The following is a 14,794-nucleotide window of genomic DNA, read 5'->3' on the forward strand; positions in this document are numbered from 1 at the left end:
ACGGTTTGCGTTGCGCACGTTCCGTGCGGAGCTACGTCGAGAGAAAATCTTTCGCCGGCGCTTCCCACGCCGCGTCGATGCGATGCGCAAATCATGCGGCGCGCTCGCGGCATCGTCAATGAAATGGAATTTCGAATGTAGCGCGAGGCGAAGTCATTCTCTCCATCGGCGGGTACGGGGACGATGAAAGGATTTCAGCCGATGAGCACGTTCTCGAAAGCAGCGTTTCGTTGCAACATCCTTGTCTCGCGTAGCCGCAATACGGATGGCCATTTCATTGACTGCGCATCGCGCAATCATAGACTCGACCATCTCACTGCATCGCTCGCTCACGCGTCGTGGGCCAGGCAACAAGACAGATCAAACAAGACAGGCCACATGAGCATCAACTCCCTCGATCACTTCGTCACCCGCCGGCTCGCCGCATTGCTGGTTGCCGCCGCCATCACTCTGTCGACGGCCGCGGCGTCATTCGCGGCCGACACCGTCGTGCTGCGCGTCGGCGACCAGAAGGGCGGCAATCGCTCGCTGCTCGAGATCTCGGGCTACGCGAAGGATCTTCCGTACAAAATCGAGTGGTCGGAATTCCCCGCCGCCGCTCCGATCCTGGAGGCGCTCAACGCCGGCGCGCTCGACGTCGGCTATACCGGCGATCTCTCGTTCCTTTCGGTCTACGCGGCCGGCGCGCCGATCAAGGCGATCGGCGGCACCAGATCGGATGCGAAGACGCAAGCCATCCTCGTGCGCCAGGATTCGCCGATCAAATCGGCCGCCGAGCTCAAGGGAAACGCCTTGCCGGCACGCGCGGCGGCTGGGGCCAGTTCCTGATCGACGCCACGCTGGAGAAGGCCCAGATCAAGCTCGAGGACGCGACCTTCGCGCCGCTCGGCCCGGTCGATGCCAAGATCGCGCTGATCGCGGGCTCGATCGACGCCTGGGCGGTGTGGGAACCCTACGTCTCGTTCGCGACGCTGAAGGACAAGGCCCGCGTGATCGCGGACGGCGAAGGCCTCACGCCCACCATCACCTTCGTCGTCGCCTCCGACAGCGCCATCGCCACCAAGCGCGCGGCGGTGCAGGACCTCGTGCAGCGGCTGAACAAGGCACGGCTGTGGTCGCTGGACCACCTCGGTGAATATGCCAAGAGCACAGCCGAGCTCACGAAGCTCCCGGAGGAGGTGTTGCTCTCGGCCTATACCGCGCAGCGCACCAGCCCGATCGTGATCGACGAAAACGTGGTGAAGGAGGTGCAGAAAGCGTCCGATCGCTCGACGCGCTACGGCATTCTTCCGAAGACGCTCGACGTCAGCAAAGCTGTCGACCGCAGCTTCACCGCTGCGGCCGCGGGATCGAACTAGACGGAGGCGGCGGGATGCGCAGGCGTAGCCTCAAGGCCGGCCCGCTGCATCTCGCCGCGATCGTGCTCGCGCATCTCGCCTGCATGAGCCTGATCGTGTGGCTCTCGCTTTAGCTTGAGCCGCGCGAGCGCTCACCAATATCCGCGGTGATAGGCGCGGTACGGCCGATAGTAGCCGTAGCGAGGCCCGTAAGAGGGACGATAGGCCCGGTAACCGTAGTAGCGGGGACGCGCGTAGTAGCCGCCATACCCGTAGCTCGGCCCGTAGCCGTAATAGGCCGGCGCATAACCATAACCGTAGCCCGGCCCCGGATATCCATAGCCGACGCCATAGTACGGGCCGCCGCCATATCCATAGCCATAAGGCGCACTGCTGGCGATGGCACCGCCGATGATCGCGCCGGCCGCAAGGCCTCCGAGACCCCATCCGAAGCCTCGGCCGCGCCAATACACCTGTGTGACATCATCGCCGGCCGCGGCCTTCATGGTTGCGACATTGGTCGGCAGCGGGGCCGCCGCCGCCTGCTCCACCTGGCCGGCCATCACCGCACCAGCCAGCGAACAGGCAATTGTCATTTTCCAGATACTCATCGCCTCACTCCCTGTTTGACGTCTCGCTCGGAAAAGGATCGCGGGCGCATGATCGGGCATCTTTGCGCCAAGTCAAAGCCTCCGAAAGTCGCGCCTCCAATTGCGTGCACCGCACAAAGGCATGCCTGAATTGTCGTCAGGACATTGCGCGATGCAGCCGGGGGCTGCAGATCACGGCGAAGCATTAAGCTTCCCGCACATTCGCAACCAACAACCACCTTCCCGATTGACTATTCGTGCCATTACTATCGGTTCCAATGTGCGCGGGCGGGAGGCTTCTCGCGAGCGCCAGAGTTGTGGGAGGATGACTATGAGTGCCGCGAGACCCGAGCCGCTTGCCCGTCAGGCGCTGGCGTTTGTCCTGGCGGGCGGGCGCGGCAGCCGGCTCCTGGAGCTGACCGACCGGCGCGCCAAACCCGCAGTCTATTTCGGCGGGAAATCCCGCATCATCGATTTCGCGCTGTCGAACGCGGTGAATTCCGGCATCCGCCGCATCGCGGTTGCCACCCAGTACAAGGCCCACAGCCTGATCCGGCACCTTCAGATGGGCTGGAACTTCTTCCGCCCCGAGCGCAACGAGAGTTTTGACATCCTCCCGGCCAGTCAGCGCGTGTCGGAGAGCATGTGGTATGTCGGCACGGCCGACGCGGTCTACCAGAACATCGACATCATCGAGTCGCACGCCTGCCGTTTCATCGTGGTGCTGGCCGGCGACCATATCTACAAGATGGACTACGAGGTGATGCTGCGCCAGCATGTCGACAGCGGCGCCGACGTCACGGTCGGCTGCCTCGAAATGCCGCGCGAAGAGTCTTCCGGCTTCGGCATCATGCATATCGACGAGAACGGCTGGATCAAGTCGTTCCTGGAAAAGCCGAAAGATCCGCCGCCGATGCCGGGCAAGCCGGACGTCTCGCTCGCCAGCATGGGCATCTACGTGTTCGATGCGAAATTCCTGTTCGACGAGCTCAAGCGCGACGCCGAGGACCCGAATTCGAACCACGATTTCGGCAAGGACATCATCCCCTATCTGGTCAAGAACGGCCGCGCCATGGCGCACCAATACTCGACTTCCTGCGTCCGTTCCGGCAGCGACCCCCGCGCCTATTGGCGCGATGTCGGCACGGTCGACGCCTATTGGGCCGCCAATATCGACCTCACCGACGTGGTGCCGGAACTCGATCTGTTCGACAGCGCCTGGCCGATCTGGTCTTACTCGGAGATCACGCCACCGGCGAAATTCGTCCACGACGAGGAAAGCCGGCGCGGCCAAGCCGTGAGCTCGCTGGTCTCGGGCGGCTGCATCATCTCCGGCGCCTCGCTGCGCCGCTCGCTGTTGTTCACGGGGGTGCGCGTCAACTCCTACGCCAATGTCGAGAACGCGGTGATCATGCCGTACGTGAATATCGGCCGTGGTGCGCGACTGAAGAACGTCGTGATCGACCGCGGTGTCGAGATTCCGGAAGGGCTCGTCGTCGGCGACGATCCAGAGCTGGATGCAAAACGCTTCCGCACCACCGAGCAGGGTATTTCGCTCATCACCCAGCCGATGCTCGACAGGCTCAATACATGATGCCTGTTCGCGTCCTCGCGGTCGCCTCCGAAGTCTATCCCATCGTCAAGACCGGAGGCCTCGCGGACGTCGCGGGCGCGCTGCCGATTGCGCTGAAGGCGCATGGCGTCGAGATGCGCACGCTGATGCCGGGCTATCCCGACGTGATGCGACTGCTCGGCGGAGCCGACGAAATCCGGCGCTGGCCGGATTATTTCGGCGGCCCCGGACGCCTGCTCGCGGGCTCGCATGACGGGCTCGATCTGTTCGTGCTCGACGTGCCGCATCTCTATGCGCGGCCGGGTAACCCCTACGTCACCGCCGAGGGCCTCGACTGGCCGGACAATGGCGTGCGCTTCGCGGCGCTGGCGCGCATCGCCGCCGATATCGGCCACGGTCTCGTGCCGGCCTTCGTTCCCGAAATCGTGCACGCCCATGACTGGCAGGCAGGGCTGGCGCCGGCCTATCTGCACTATGACGGCCGACCACGGCCCGGCACCGTGATGACCATCCACAACATGGCCTATCAGGGCAAGTTCGCGCCTGAGCTGATCCGCTCGATCGGCCTGCCTTGGCACGCCCTGGGTGTCGACGAGCTCGAATATTTCGGCGGCATCAGCTTTTTGAAGGCAGGGCTGCAATTCGCCGACCGCATCACCACGGTTTCGCCAACCTATGCGCAGGAGATCCAGACCGACGAGGGCGGCATGGGGTTCGGCGGCTTGCTCCGCTCCCGTGCGAACGTGCTGAGTGGAATCCTCAACGGCATCGACATCGAGGTGTGGAATCCGCAAGCCGATCCGCACATCGCCTACCGCTTCGGCGCGGAGGACCTGACGTTCCGGGCCGCGAACAAGGCCGTGCTCCAGCAACAATTCAATCTCGATTCCTCGGACGAGGCGCCATTGCTCGGCGTCATCAGCCGCCTGTCCTGGCAGAAGGGGCTCGATCTGCTGCTCGAGGCGATTCCGACCATCTTGAGCGAAGGCATGCAGCTCGCGCTGCTCGGCAGCGGCGACCGTGATCTCCAGGATGGCTATCAGGCTGCCGCCCGCGCGAACCCGGGCCGGGTCGGAGTCGTGATCGGTTACGACGAGATCATGGCGCATCTGATCCAGGCCGGCTCGGACGCCCTCATCGTTCCGTCGCGCTTCGAACCATGCGGCCTGACCCAGCTCTGCGCGCTGCGCTACGGCGCCATCCCGATTGTCTCGCGCGTCGGAGGCCTCGAGGATACCATCGTCGATATCGGCGAGGCTGATAGGTCGGACCGCGACGCCACGGGCTTCAAGTTCGCGCCCGTCACCGCGGATGCCCTCGCCAGCACGCTGCGCAAGGCCAACACTGCCTTCCACGACAAGCTGACCTGGCGGCGGCTGCAACTGAGCGGACTTGCCACCGATGTGTCCTGGCGCAATCGCGCCGGCGACTATGCCGCGCTCTATCGCGATCTTTTGACAGCGCGCGCCTGAGGGGAGCCTGTCGCGTTGAATAGCGTTCCTGCGATCCATCCTTCGAGACGCCCGCGCCGCGGGCTCGTCAGGATGAGGGCGGAGTACGTGGCAAAAATTTCGACAGCCCGGGTGCTGCTTAGCCTCATCCTGAGGAGGCGCGTAAGCGCCGTCTCGAAGGACGAGGCGCGCGCACAGACTGTCGCCTGGATCGCCGCCCCAGACCATCACCATCATCGAATCCATGCTATAGAGCCGGCATGGACCCCTTCGCGATCAAGCTGATCGGCTTTGCCGCCGCCACCTGCACCACCATCGCCTACGCGCCGCAGGTCATCAAGGTCTGGAAGACGCGCTCGGCACGCGACATCTCGCTCGGCATGTTTCTCATCATGGTGCTGGGCCTCGCACTCTGGCTCGTCTACGGCCTGCTCTCCGGCGACGCCCCGCTGGTCGCCGCCAACGCCGTCACCATGGTGCTCGCCGGCGGCATCCTGTTCATGAAGCTGAAGTACGGGTGAGGCTCTTCACCTTGCGCCCTGTGCGACAGGGCAATCGCATTTGAGAACGGTTCTAGCGGCCATCCTTCGAGACGCCCGCTTTAGGCGGGCTCCTCAGGATGAGGATGGAATGCGTGGCAACGGTTTCAACGGGTGCAGATGCCGATTAGCCTCATCCTGAGGAGACCGCGGAGCGGTCGTCTCGAAGGGCGAGGCGTGCGCTCAGGCCGCGCCGAAAGGTCATATGCGATAGCCGTGCCGACGCGGGGAGAGGGAGACGATCAGCCTCCGAACACATACGACGCCATCGCAACGTGCGCGACCTCGTCGACGAAGACGCGTTTGCCCGCGTCGCTACCGGCGGCGCCGGCCGCCACCATCAGCGGCAGCAGATGATCTTCGCGCGGATGGGCCAGGCGCGCATTCGGGGCGTTCTCCCAGTCAACCAGCATCGCGTTGCGGCGCGCCGCGTCCGGATTGCTGATCGCCTCGTTCAGATAGGCCTCGAAATCATACGACACGGGCTTGGACTCGGCACGCCCGAACCCGCGCATGTTGTGATAGGTGAGCCCGCTGCCGACGATGAGAATGCCTTCGTCCCGGAGCGAAGCGATCGCCTGCCCGACCTTGATGTGCTCGGCCGCATCATAGCTCGATCTCAGCGACAGCAGCACGATCGGCATGTCGGCGTTCGGATACATCAGGCCGAGCGGCACGAAGGTGCCGTGATCAAAACCCTGATTGGGGTCCTCCCGGCAATCGAGGCCGTTGCGCGTGAGCAGTGCCTTCACCTCCGCGGCGAGTTCGGGCTGACCCGGCGCCGGATATTTGAGGTGATAGGTGTGCTCGGGGAAACCGTAATAATCATACACCATCGGCGGATGCGCCGAGGTCGACACGGTGAAGGCGTCGGCCTCCCAATGTCCTGATATGACGAGCACGGCCTTGGGCTTCGCGGGCAGGAGTTGCGGCAACCGGCCGAACTCCTCGGCGGTCTTCGCATATTGCACCCGCCGGTCCTCCATGAACGGCCAGGGTCCGCCACCATGCGACAGGAACAGGGTCGGCAATCGCGTCATCGGGCTCGTCTCATTTGGCAACATGCGCGTGTGAGCATAGGCAAACCGGTATGGTTAGCAAGACGTTAACGATTTGCCGCCCAAAATCCCAGCCATGGCCGAAGGAGTCGGCCAGAAGACAAGCGAGACGTGAGATGAAGAAGTTTGCGCTGGGGGACGTCGTCAACAGTGACAAGGGCCGCCGCGGCGTCGTGCGCGCTGCCTACAGATCCAGGGAAGGCCAGCAGTTCTACGCCGTCGAAAGGGATGGCGCGATGGACTATCTCGAGGAAGACCGGCTGAGCCCGGCGCCGCGCGTCGAGCTCGCGGCTTAGATCCAACTCATCCTAACGCCCAAGCTAGCGCCCGAGCCGATCGAGGCGCTCCGACCAGGGGTCGTCTCCGCTCGCGATACGATCGTTCGTGATCAGCAGCAGGCGATCGCTGCCCGCAGCCGCCTCCCAATACGGCAGACTCGGACCATTGGGATCTCCGCTCTTGGCGAAGTTGATCCAGTAGGCGCGCATGCGGCTTGCGACCTCGCGATCACCGCGTGACAGGATGCCTGCACCTAGCACGCCTTCCACACCGAAGATGAACTGCAATTCCCGCCCGTGACCGCCCTCGGGGTTCGCGCGCCGTGCTTCCGGCACATAGGCGAAGCGATAGCGGAAGGTCGGCGCGCCGCTTGTGGCGTGCAGGCGCGCCAGCAGTCTCACCGGTTCGGAGAAGACCTTGTCGGTATAAAACCTTGCCGCACGGTCCGAAGGTCTGACGAGATCGGGATAGAGCGTGCGCAATTCATCGCTCGTGGTGCCCGACGATGCCAGTTCCTCCCTGATATCGAGTTCGCTGTCGAAGCCCGTCTCGTCGTCGTTGGAGCCTATGATGAGGGGAATGCGGCTCTCATGTCCGGCCGCGAAGCCAGCGGCGACCTCCTCGCTCACCAGACTTCCGTCGAACATCGGCGCAAAGCTGCGTGGCGATTTTGCCAGCAGATGTTTTTCGGCGGCAAGCAGGCTTCGCGGCTCGACGGCGCGCAAATCAGCCTGCCGCCCGAGCGCCGCCACGAATTGCCGGCCCACAATGTCGGCCTCTTGCGCCGAGCGCAGGCGCGAACGGCCGGGGACGGATTGCAGAATGGCCTTTTGAAAGAGATCGCACGATTGCGCCGACAGCATCAGGAGCGCGATCGAGGTCGCGCCAGCATCGCGGCCGAAGAGGGTGACGTTGTTCGGATCGCCGCCGAACGCCGCGATGTTGTCGTGCACCCAATGCAGAGCGGCGATCTGGTCCATCAGGCCGTAATTGCCGGAGCCGCCTTCCGAGAGCACGGGATCAGTGAGCCAGCCAAGCGCGCCGAGGCGAAAATTCACGGTCACCACAATGACGCCGGCCTGCGTCAGCCTGGCACCATCGAACAGCGGGTCGTTGGCCGCGCCGCCGACGAAAGCGCCGCCATGGACGAACACCATCACCGGCAGCGGGCCGTCGACCCCGAAGGGACGGAACACGTTCAGTGTAAGGCAATCCTCGCTCGCGCCCGGAAGCGACGGCTGAAGGCACGGCGCGCCGTATTCATAGGCGGTGCGCATCTCCGAACTCTCGGCCGTTACCTGCGGCGGACGCCAGCGCAGAGGTCCGACCGGCGGCGCCGCGTAGGCGAGCCCCTTGAACGACGCCACCTCGCCTTCGACGGCGCCAAGCATCTGTCCTTCGCGCGTCAGCGCAAACGGAAACTGGCCGACCGGCTGGGCCATAGCCGAGCCGGCGAAACAGAGGACGACAGAAGCCGCAATGAGCGCAAGTACGGACCGCATCTCGGGGGATCTCGATGCGCGGAAAGGTCTGAGCAGGTTATGTCCGGGATCCACTGCGAGGCAAGCGTTGCAGCCGCGCCTAGCTCCCCTTGGCAATGATCTCCGCCAGCGCACGCCGCGCGATGATGCCGAGCTCGCCGAGCGTGGAGTGACCGGACTGCGCCGCCTCGATCAGGCGCTCGGCGATGAACCTGCGGCTGTCGTGATCGCCGCCATGCGGCAGTTGGCGGCACGTCTCCTCCAGGACGACGTCCATGTTGGCTTTGGTTCGCTCACTCAACTCTGTCATGACGCCCGGCCGGTACGCGTGGCTTGTAACCGCAAGCATACACAGACGGATCGTACATGATTAGTCCGGGCAATCACGGCCATTGTGCATCGCGATGCGTGCAATGGAGCAAGCTTCGCGCCGCCACGATGACGGCGCAAAACCGACTACCGAAGATTGCACTTGTTCTGATGACAAGCCGGGCCTGCAGCGCTAGCCTGCCGGCAAAACAAAATACACGGGAGGAATACCATGCCTGACGCAGTGGTCGCCGCGCGTGACACCAAAGCGGCGAGTGGAACAGCCCAGCAAGTCGATGTTGCCGTGGTCGGAGCCGGATTTGCCGGCCTCTATCTTCTCCACCGGCTGCGCAAGGCCGGCCTCTCGGCCGTCGGTCTCGACGAAGCCGGGGATGTCGGCGGCACCTGGTACTGGAACCGCTATCCGGGCGCCCGCTGCGACATCCAGAGCATCGACTACAGCTACACCTTCGATCCGGAACTCGACAAGGCGTGGACCTGGTCGGAGAAATACGCAACCCAGCCCGAGATCCTGCGCTATCTCGGTTTCGTCGCCGACCGCTACGGATTGCGCCGCGATATCCGCTTCAAGACCAAGGTGACCGAAGCCAAATGGGACGAGGCGACCGAGCGCTGGCAGCTCTCCACCGACAATGGCGCGCCGGTCTCCTGCCGCCACTACATCATGGCCACCGGCTGCCTCTCCGCGCCAAAGCCGCCAGAGATCGACGGCGTCAAGGATTTCGAAGGCAAGGTCTATTTCACCGGCCGCTGGCCCCATGACGGCGTCGACCTCGCCGGCAAGCGTGTCGCCGTGATCGGCACGGGCTCATCCGCGATCCAGTCAATCCCGCTGATCGCCGAGCAGGCTGCCCACCTGACCGTGTTCCAGCGCACGCCGAACTTCGCGCTGCCCGCGGGTAACGGTCCGGCGCCCGAGGATCGCAGGACCTTCTTCGAAAGCGACCGCGCCGCCTATCGCGAGCAGGCGCGCCAGTCGATGACCGGCGTGCCCTATCCGCAACAGACGGTGGTAAGCTGGCAGCTGAGCGATGCCGAGCGCCGCGAGCGGTTCGAACGCGCCTGGGCCGCCGGCGACCTCGTCCATATCCTGACTCAGCTCTGGGCCGACCAAGGCGTCGACTTTGACGGCAATGCGCTGATCGGCGAACTCATCCGCGAGAAGATTTCCGCGGCCGTGAAGGACCCGGAGACGGCGGCGGCGCTGATGCCGCACGATCATCCCTTCGGCGCCAAGCGCCCCTGCCTCGACACCAACTATTACGCGACCTACAACCGGCCGAACGTCACGCTGGTCAATCTGCGCCAGGAGCCGATCAAGGCGATCACCGCAAGCGGCATCACGACCGGCAAGCGCAATTTCGACGCCGACGTCATCGTGTTCGCGACCGGCTTCGACGCCATGACCGGCGCGATCCGCGCCGTGCATCCGATCACCGGTCGCGGCGGCAAGTCGCTCACCGACGTCTGGGCGCAGGGGCCGCAGACCTATCTCGGGCTCGCTGTTGAAGGCTTCCCGAACTTCTTCATGATCACCGGTCCCGGCAGCCCGTCGGTGCTGTCGAACATGGCGGTGTCGATCGAGCAGCATGTCGATTGGGTCGTCGACCGCCTCGCGGCGCTGCGCGACGCCGGCTTCACCACGATCGAGCCGACGGAGACGGCGCAGGCCGGCTGGGGCCGGCACATGACCGACTGCTCGATGGTGACGCTACACCGCCTCGCCAACACCTGGTACACGGGCGCCAACGTACCCGGCAAGGTGCAGGGCCTGATGCCTTACACCGGTGGCGTCGGCCCCTATCGCAGCATCTGCGACGAGGTCGTCAGCCGCGGCATGCTCGGCTTCAAGCTCACCGGCCCCGATATCGCCGCACAATGCAATGACGGCGAGGTGGTGCGGCTGCAGCCGGATGTGCGGCTCGTGCTGAACCTGCTCGCATCGCTGAACCTCCCGCCGATCGAGTCGATGGGCGCGCAAGGCGCGTGCGCCTTCGTCAACGAATTCAACAAGGGCCGCCCGGCAGGACGGCCGATCGGCGACATCGTCGACGGCACGCTATCAGGCACCGACGGCCCGCTGCCTTATCGTATCTACAAGCCCGCAGCGCCGGGGCCGCATCAGGTCGTGGTCTATTTCCACGGCGGCGGCTGGGTGCTCGGCGACGAGCAGTCGGACGAGCCGTTCTGCCGCGACATGGTGCGGCGGACCGGCATGATGCTCGTCAGCGTCGGCTATCGTCATGCGCCCGAGCATCGTTTCCCGACCGCAGCCGAAGACGGCTATGCGGCGACGCGCTGGATCGCCGAGCACGCTGCCGAGCTCGGCGGCAAGCCGGGCCCGGTGCTGGTCGCAGGCTGGAGTGCCGGCGGCAACATCGCGGCCGTCACCTGTCAGCTTGCGCGCGATCGCGGCGGCCCGGAGATCGCCGGCCAGCTGCTGGTGTGTCCGGTCACCGACTGCACCTTCGATCGTCCCTCCTACAACGACAATGCGACCGGCTATTTCCTGACCCGCTCGCTGATGTACTGGTTCTGGGACCTCTACTGCTCGCCGGCCGACCGCTCCGATCCGCGCGCCTCGCCGCTGCGCGGCAAGGTCTCAGGGTTGCCGCCGGCCTTCGTCGTCACCTGCGAGTTCGATCCGCTGCGCGACGAGGGTATCGCCTATGCGGAGGCGCTTGCCGCTGCCGGCGTCCCGGTCGAGCAACTCAAGGCCCGCGGTCATTTCCACTCGTCCTTTGCGATGGTGGACGTGGTGATCACCGGGGTCTCCGGCCGGGTGCAGATGGCCGAGGCCTTGCGGCGCTTTGCCGGGCTTCCGCCGGAGGTCAGCCGCGGCGATGACACCGGCCAGGGCCACACCAGCCCGGGGCACAGGATCGCGGCAGCCGCGAGCTGACAGCGAACGATTGGCCCGGAACAATGTCCCGGTCATTGCGTTGGGTGCTTGTGGCATTGAGATGAGCGATTGGTGTAGGCCCCGGCACGCAAGCTAGCGTGCTGGGGTTCTTTTGCGTGAGACGGGACGATGGGGGACGTGGCTGGAGATTCGAAGGTCGATTTTGGTATGCTTGCGGCGCTGTATAAATGGCCATCGCTTGCGAACCAGCGGCTGCCGGACAGGGATTCCTATCAGGTCAGCGAGGGCACGCTTGACGCATGCATCGCGGCGTTCATGGAGAAGCCGGCGGCGACCAGGCATCTCTATGAGATCCGCACGGCGGCGCAGCCGCCGCTGGTGACGGACATTCTCTCACCCGAGCACGTCATAGAGCTATCGCGCTTGAGAGAATTTCTCTGATGCCCCGCAAAGGCACCGGCTGAGCGCAGGAACCTTCTTCCGGTTTTTCCCGTTAGTGGGTGATCGGAAGCAAAGGCGTGAGTGCCTCACATGCGTGAAGCCGACGTACCATCCTCGGTCGTGCCATATGGCGCCGACCAGACCCTTTTCGTGGTGATCGATCGCCTCGACGAGGCGACTGAACTCCGCATCGAGCGAAGTGATCTCGACGCCACGATCGGCGAGCTGGTCGCCGGCTGCTTCAACGATCCCGTCAAGGTCATCTCGTTCAATACGCTCGAGCACTGGATGAAGGATATTTCGACCGAGATCGCGGGCGAAATCCAGGCACGCTGTGACATCGACGGCGTGACGCTGCCCGACTATCTCAGCGACTTCGTCGAGAGCCACAGCTGATCGCGTATCGTGCAACGAGAACGAATGCGTTCAGTGCATGGATTACGGGAATCAGACGCGTCGGCACTTGCCGGCGATGACCTCGATCTCGCGTCGGCGTTCGCCTGCGAAGGTCAGGAGCTTTTCGATCGTCAATGTATCCGTGATCCGTTTGGCTAGCCGCTCGGCGCGAGCGGCCTGATCTTCAAGATACTGGATCGTGTTCAAACGCCGCCCCCAAAGAGTCCCGATCTGGAGCCCCGATTTGGAGTCCCGAATTGTTGGGTATCCATCGTGCGCGAGAGGCGGCTAACAGCCGGTTAAGCACGGCGTCTCGGATCGATGACAATCGCGCTTTATTGCACCACGTCGAGCCGGACATTGGTGACACCCTTGTCGACCATGCCGAGCGCCTCGGCCGCGGAGGGAGAGATGTCGACCACGCGTCCGCGAACATAGGGCCCGCGATCGTTGATCCTGACGGTCACGAAGCGACCCGAGGAGACATCGGTGACACGCAGCTTTGTGCCGAACGGCAGCGAGGGATGGGCCGCGGTCAACTCGTTCTTGTCGAACCTCTCACCGCTCGCGGTCTCCGTATCCGAATAGAAGCTGGCGACGCCGTGCGAGACGCTCTGCTTCGCGTCGCCGTCGGGAATTCGCACCCGGCTGATCGGCCGCGGATGCAGTGCCGCCATCCTGTGCGGACGCTCGACCGTGGCCTGCCGGCTGGTGCCGGCCAGATCGGCCTTCTGGCGACCGACCGGCGACTGCGCACACGCGGCGAGCGATGCGGCACCGATGATGGCGAGGAACAACCGGCTCGAGGTTGCCAGCGAAATCCGGGCAGTTTCGGCACGTGCAAAGCAAGACATGATGCGCCCTCCGAACGGCCAGAGTTTCGGTGGGCAATGAGGGCAGAACCTTGGCTGAAGGAAAGCGGGGTTAGGGCCGCGGCCGTTTCGCGTTGAGCTGTGACGATTCCACCACAGTGGCGTGTCCTGAATCGAGACAGCCCCGCGAAGACATCAACCCGAGACGACGCGCCAGGCGATCGGCGGCGGGCCGGTCTGATCCTCGGCTGGCTCGGCGTTACCCTTCAGGAGCCGCATCAGCTCGTGGCGATAGAGCCGCCGCCAGCCGGTTTTCAGGCTGGCGAGAAAGTCGAGCTCCCGTTGTGTCAATGTGCACATCATGGACCCGATCCGGTTGCGAGGGCCGCGCCGTCAGCCGACGAGGCCTCCCATCGGTTTGACGTCGGCGCTGCCGGGGAAGACCGCATCGGCAAGCACCCTCTCCTCGACCCTCAGATGATCTCGCAGCAGGCCCTTCAGCACCGCGCGAAGATCCGTGGTCGGCTTGAGGTCGCGATCCTCGAACAGCTGCGCCGGCTTCAGGCCCGGCCAGTCCGCAATCACGCGGCCGCCGGTGAGCGCGCCGCCGATGAGGAAGGCAACTGTGCCGGTGCCGTGATCCGTGCCCTGCGTGCCGTTGATGCGCGCGGTGCGTCCGAACTCGGTGACCACGGCGACCACCGTCTCCTGCCACGCCGCACCCATGTTGCTCTCGATCGCGGCGAATGCGCCATCGAGTGCGCCGAGCAGATTGTACAGCTGGCCCGAAGCCGCGCCTTCGGCGATGTGCGTGTCCCAGCCGACGAAGCCCATGGCGCCGACACGCGGACCGTCGGGCTTGGCGAGATAGCGCGCGGCGGTGCCGGCCGCTTCGGCGAAGTAAGCGCGGACACGCGCAATGCCGGGCGGCATCAATGTCGGATCGTCCGACATCGCATCGCCCGTGCCAGGCGCGCCGCCGAGCGAAGCGAGCTTCATCCGCGCCTGGAGCACGGTCGCGAGCTTCGGATCGGTGTGCTGGTAGAGATCGAGCAGGCGGTTCTGCGTGTCCTCGCTCGCCGGCAACAATTTCTGCGGCACCCATGTCATGACGGGCGCCGAGCCGCGCACCACCAAAGGCGTCACCGAGCCGATGCCGAGCGCGCGGCTGCCGCGCGGATCGACACGCCCGCCCGATTCCAGCGCGAGCAGCGCGCGGTTGAGCCATCCCGAGCTGGTCATGCCTGGCTTGACCAGCCCGCTTTCCAGCACGTCCTGGCCGTCGAAATGCGAGCGCTCGCGATAGGGCGTCGCGATGGCATGGACGATCGCGGCCTTGCCGCCCTTGTAGAGCCGATGCAGGTTCGGCATCGCCGGATTGAGCGCGAAGAAGGCGTCGAGCGGCAGCGCCGGCGTCTTGCCGTCCAGCACCAGCGCGCGATCGCCGCGCAACGAGAGCCAGTCGGGATCGCCGACCGGTGCGACCGCACCGAGCCCATCGAGCGCACCGCGCAGCACGATGACCAGCAGCCGCGGATCGCGCCCTTCGGCGCGCGCGATCCTGGGCATCTGGCTCCATGCGAACAGCGCACTCGAACCGACGAGAAGCTCGCGCCGCGTGGGCAAATGGTTGACGACGCCCAT

15 protein-coding genes and 1 pseudogene are annotated in these 14,794 nt (G+C 64.8%); 8 read left to right on the forward strand and 8 right to left on the reverse strand.

The window, feature by feature from the left end:
* Nucleotides 1-378 precede the first annotated feature (378 nt).
* Nucleotides 379-1,358, forward strand: a pseudogene (locus IVB31_RS26095) (ABC transporter substrate-binding protein).
* A gap of 131 nt (nucleotides 1,359-1,489) precedes the next feature.
* Here IVB31_RS26095 and IVB31_RS26100 read toward each other — a convergent pair.
* The gene (locus tag IVB31_RS26100) at nucleotides 1,490-1,948 is read right to left on the reverse strand and encodes a hypothetical protein (RefSeq protein WP_247329567.1); all 459 of its coding nucleotides are present in this window, start codon (nucleotides 1,946-1,948) and stop codon (nucleotides 1,490-1,492) included.
* A gap of 310 nt (nucleotides 1,949-2,258) precedes the next feature.
* Here IVB31_RS26100 and glgC point away from each other — a divergent pair, with 310 nt between their 5' ends.
* The 3 genes from glgC to IVB31_RS26115 all read left to right on the forward strand — a co-directional run bounded on the left by glgC (nucleotide 2,259) and on the right by IVB31_RS26115 (nucleotide 5,472).
* On the forward strand, nucleotides 2,259-3,521 hold the full coding sequence (gene glgC / locus IVB31_RS26105) for a glucose-1-phosphate adenylyltransferase (protein WP_247329569.1): 1,263 nt from the start codon (nucleotides 2,259-2,261) through the stop codon (nucleotides 3,519-3,521).
* A complete protein-coding gene (glgA, locus tag IVB31_RS26110) occupies nucleotides 3,518-4,972 on the forward strand; it encodes a glycogen synthase GlgA (protein WP_247329571.1) in 1,455 nt (484 codons plus the stop codon). The genes glgC and glgA overlap by 4 nt, the downstream gene beginning before the upstream one ends.
* Nucleotides 4,973-5,211: 239 nt before the next feature.
* Nucleotides 5,212-5,472 carry a SemiSWEET transporter gene (locus IVB31_RS26115; RefSeq protein ID WP_247329573.1) on the forward strand — a complete coding sequence of 87 codons (261 nt, stop codon included), beginning with the start codon at nucleotides 5,212-5,214 and terminating at the stop codon, nucleotides 5,470-5,472.
* A gap of 260 nt (nucleotides 5,473-5,732) precedes the next feature.
* Here IVB31_RS26115 and IVB31_RS26120 read toward each other — a convergent pair whose 3' ends face one another.
* The gene (locus tag IVB31_RS26120; protein WP_247329575.1) at nucleotides 5,733-6,530 is read right to left on the reverse strand and encodes a class III extradiol ring-cleavage dioxygenase; all 798 of its coding nucleotides are present in this window, start codon (nucleotides 6,528-6,530) and stop codon (nucleotides 5,733-5,735) included.
* 134 nt (nucleotides 6,531-6,664) lie between these two features.
* Here IVB31_RS26120 and IVB31_RS26125 point away from each other — a divergent pair, with 134 nt between their 5' ends.
* On the forward strand, nucleotides 6,665-6,844 hold the full coding sequence (locus IVB31_RS26125; RefSeq protein ID WP_247329577.1) for a hypothetical protein: 180 nt from the start codon (nucleotides 6,665-6,667) through the stop codon (nucleotides 6,842-6,844).
* Between the two features lie 24 nt (nucleotides 6,845-6,868).
* Here the strand turns inward: IVB31_RS26125 and IVB31_RS26130 are convergent, their stop codons facing one another.
* Both IVB31_RS26130 and IVB31_RS26135 read right to left on the reverse strand, forming a co-directional pair.
* Nucleotides 6,869-8,329, reverse strand: coding sequence for a carboxylesterase family protein (locus tag IVB31_RS26130; protein WP_247329579.1), 1,461 nt, complete (start codon nucleotides 8,327-8,329; stop codon nucleotides 6,869-6,871).
* A gap of 79 nt (nucleotides 8,330-8,408) precedes the next feature.
* A complete protein-coding gene (locus IVB31_RS26135; RefSeq protein WP_247329582.1) occupies nucleotides 8,409-8,657 on the reverse strand; it encodes a hypothetical protein in 249 nt (82 codons plus the stop codon).
* A 192-nt stretch (nucleotides 8,658-8,849) separates the two neighbouring features.
* Here IVB31_RS26135 and IVB31_RS26140 point away from each other — a divergent pair, with 192 nt between their 5' ends.
* The 3 genes from IVB31_RS26140 (at nucleotide 8,850) to IVB31_RS26150 (ending at nucleotide 12,338) form a co-directional block, all read left to right on the forward strand.
* Nucleotides 8,850-11,540: an alpha/beta hydrolase fold domain-containing protein gene (locus IVB31_RS26140; protein ID WP_247329584.1), complete on the forward strand. Its 2,691-nt coding sequence runs from the start codon at nucleotides 8,850-8,852 to the stop codon at nucleotides 11,538-11,540.
* Nucleotides 11,541-11,669: 129 nt separating this feature from the next.
* Nucleotides 11,670-11,942, forward strand: a complete 273-nt coding sequence (locus tag IVB31_RS26145; protein WP_247329586.1) for a hypothetical protein — start codon at nucleotides 11,670-11,672, stop codon at nucleotides 11,940-11,942.
* A 90-nt stretch (nucleotides 11,943-12,032) separates the two neighbouring features.
* Complete coding sequence (locus tag IVB31_RS26150) at nucleotides 12,033-12,338, forward strand: hypothetical protein (protein WP_247329589.1); 306 nt, start codon at nucleotides 12,033-12,035, stop codon at nucleotides 12,336-12,338.
* Between the two features lie 51 nt (nucleotides 12,339-12,389).
* Here IVB31_RS26150 and IVB31_RS26155 read toward each other — a convergent pair whose 3' ends face one another.
* The 4 genes from IVB31_RS26155 to IVB31_RS26170 all read right to left on the reverse strand — a co-directional run bounded on the left by IVB31_RS26155 (nucleotide 12,390) and on the right by IVB31_RS26170 (nucleotide 14,794).
* Nucleotides 12,390-12,545 (reverse strand): hypothetical protein, encoded by a 156-nt coding sequence (locus IVB31_RS26155; protein ID WP_247329591.1) that lies wholly within the window; start codon nucleotides 12,543-12,545, stop codon nucleotides 12,390-12,392.
* Nucleotides 12,546-12,673: 128 nt separating this feature from the next.
* Nucleotides 12,674-13,192 carry a septal ring lytic transglycosylase RlpA family protein gene (locus IVB31_RS26160; RefSeq protein WP_247329593.1) on the reverse strand — a complete coding sequence of 173 codons (519 nt, stop codon included), beginning with the start codon at nucleotides 13,190-13,192 and terminating at the stop codon, nucleotides 12,674-12,676.
* Nucleotides 13,193-13,345: 153 nt separating this feature from the next.
* Nucleotides 13,346-13,513, reverse strand: a complete 168-nt coding sequence (locus IVB31_RS26165) for a hypothetical protein (protein ID WP_247329595.1) — start codon at nucleotides 13,511-13,513, stop codon at nucleotides 13,346-13,348.
* 30 nt (nucleotides 13,514-13,543) lie between these two features.
* Complete coding sequence (locus IVB31_RS26170; protein ID WP_247329597.1) at nucleotides 13,544-14,794, reverse strand: DUF1501 domain-containing protein; 1,251 nt, start codon at nucleotides 14,792-14,794, stop codon at nucleotides 13,544-13,546.

This window comes from Bradyrhizobium sp. 21 (assembly GCF_023073335.1).
Lineage (GTDB): Bacteria > Pseudomonadota > Alphaproteobacteria > Rhizobiales > Xanthobacteraceae > Bradyrhizobium.

Excerpts from the sequence above, each read along its gene's own strand:
- IVB31_RS26100 (WP_247329567.1), bottom strand. The coding sequence starts at position 1,948 with ATGAGTATCTGGAAAATGACAATTGCCTGTTCGCTGGCTGGTGCGGTG.
- glgC (WP_247329569.1), top strand. The coding sequence starts at position 2,259 with ATGAGTGCCGCGAGACCCGAGCCGCTTGCCCGTCAGGCGCTGGCGTTT.
- glgA (WP_247329571.1), top strand. The coding sequence starts at position 3,518 with ATGATGCCTGTTCGCGTCCTCGCGGTCGCCTCCGAAGTCTATCCCATC.
- IVB31_RS26115 (WP_247329573.1), top strand. The coding sequence starts at position 5,212 with ATGGACCCCTTCGCGATCAAGCTGATCGGCTTTGCCGCCGCCACCTGC.
- IVB31_RS26120 (WP_247329575.1), bottom strand. The coding sequence starts at position 6,530 with ATGACGCGATTGCCGACCCTGTTCCTGTCGCATGGTGGCGGACCCTGG.
- IVB31_RS26125 (WP_247329577.1), top strand. The coding sequence starts at position 6,665 with ATGAAGAAGTTTGCGCTGGGGGACGTCGTCAACAGTGACAAGGGCCGC.
- IVB31_RS26130 (WP_247329579.1), bottom strand. The coding sequence starts at position 8,329 with ATGCGGTCCGTACTTGCGCTCATTGCGGCTTCTGTCGTCCTCTGTTTC.
- IVB31_RS26135 (WP_247329582.1), bottom strand. The coding sequence starts at position 8,657 with ATGCTTGCGGTTACAAGCCACGCGTACCGGCCGGGCGTCATGACAGAG.
- IVB31_RS26140 (WP_247329584.1), top strand. The coding sequence starts at position 8,850 with ATGCCTGACGCAGTGGTCGCCGCGCGTGACACCAAAGCGGCGAGTGGA.
- IVB31_RS26145 (WP_247329586.1), top strand. The coding sequence starts at position 11,670 with ATGGGGGACGTGGCTGGAGATTCGAAGGTCGATTTTGGTATGCTTGCG.
- IVB31_RS26150 (WP_247329589.1), top strand. The coding sequence starts at position 12,033 with ATGCGTGAAGCCGACGTACCATCCTCGGTCGTGCCATATGGCGCCGAC.
- IVB31_RS26160 (WP_247329593.1), bottom strand. The coding sequence starts at position 13,192 with ATGTCTTGCTTTGCACGTGCCGAAACTGCCCGGATTTCGCTGGCAACC.
- IVB31_RS26165 (WP_247329595.1), bottom strand. The coding sequence starts at position 13,513 with ATGATGTGCACATTGACACAACGGGAGCTCGACTTTCTCGCCAGCCTG.
- IVB31_RS26170 (WP_247329597.1), bottom strand. The coding sequence starts at position 14,794 with ATGGGCGTCGTCAACCATTTGCCCACGCGGCGCGAGCTTCTCGTCGGT.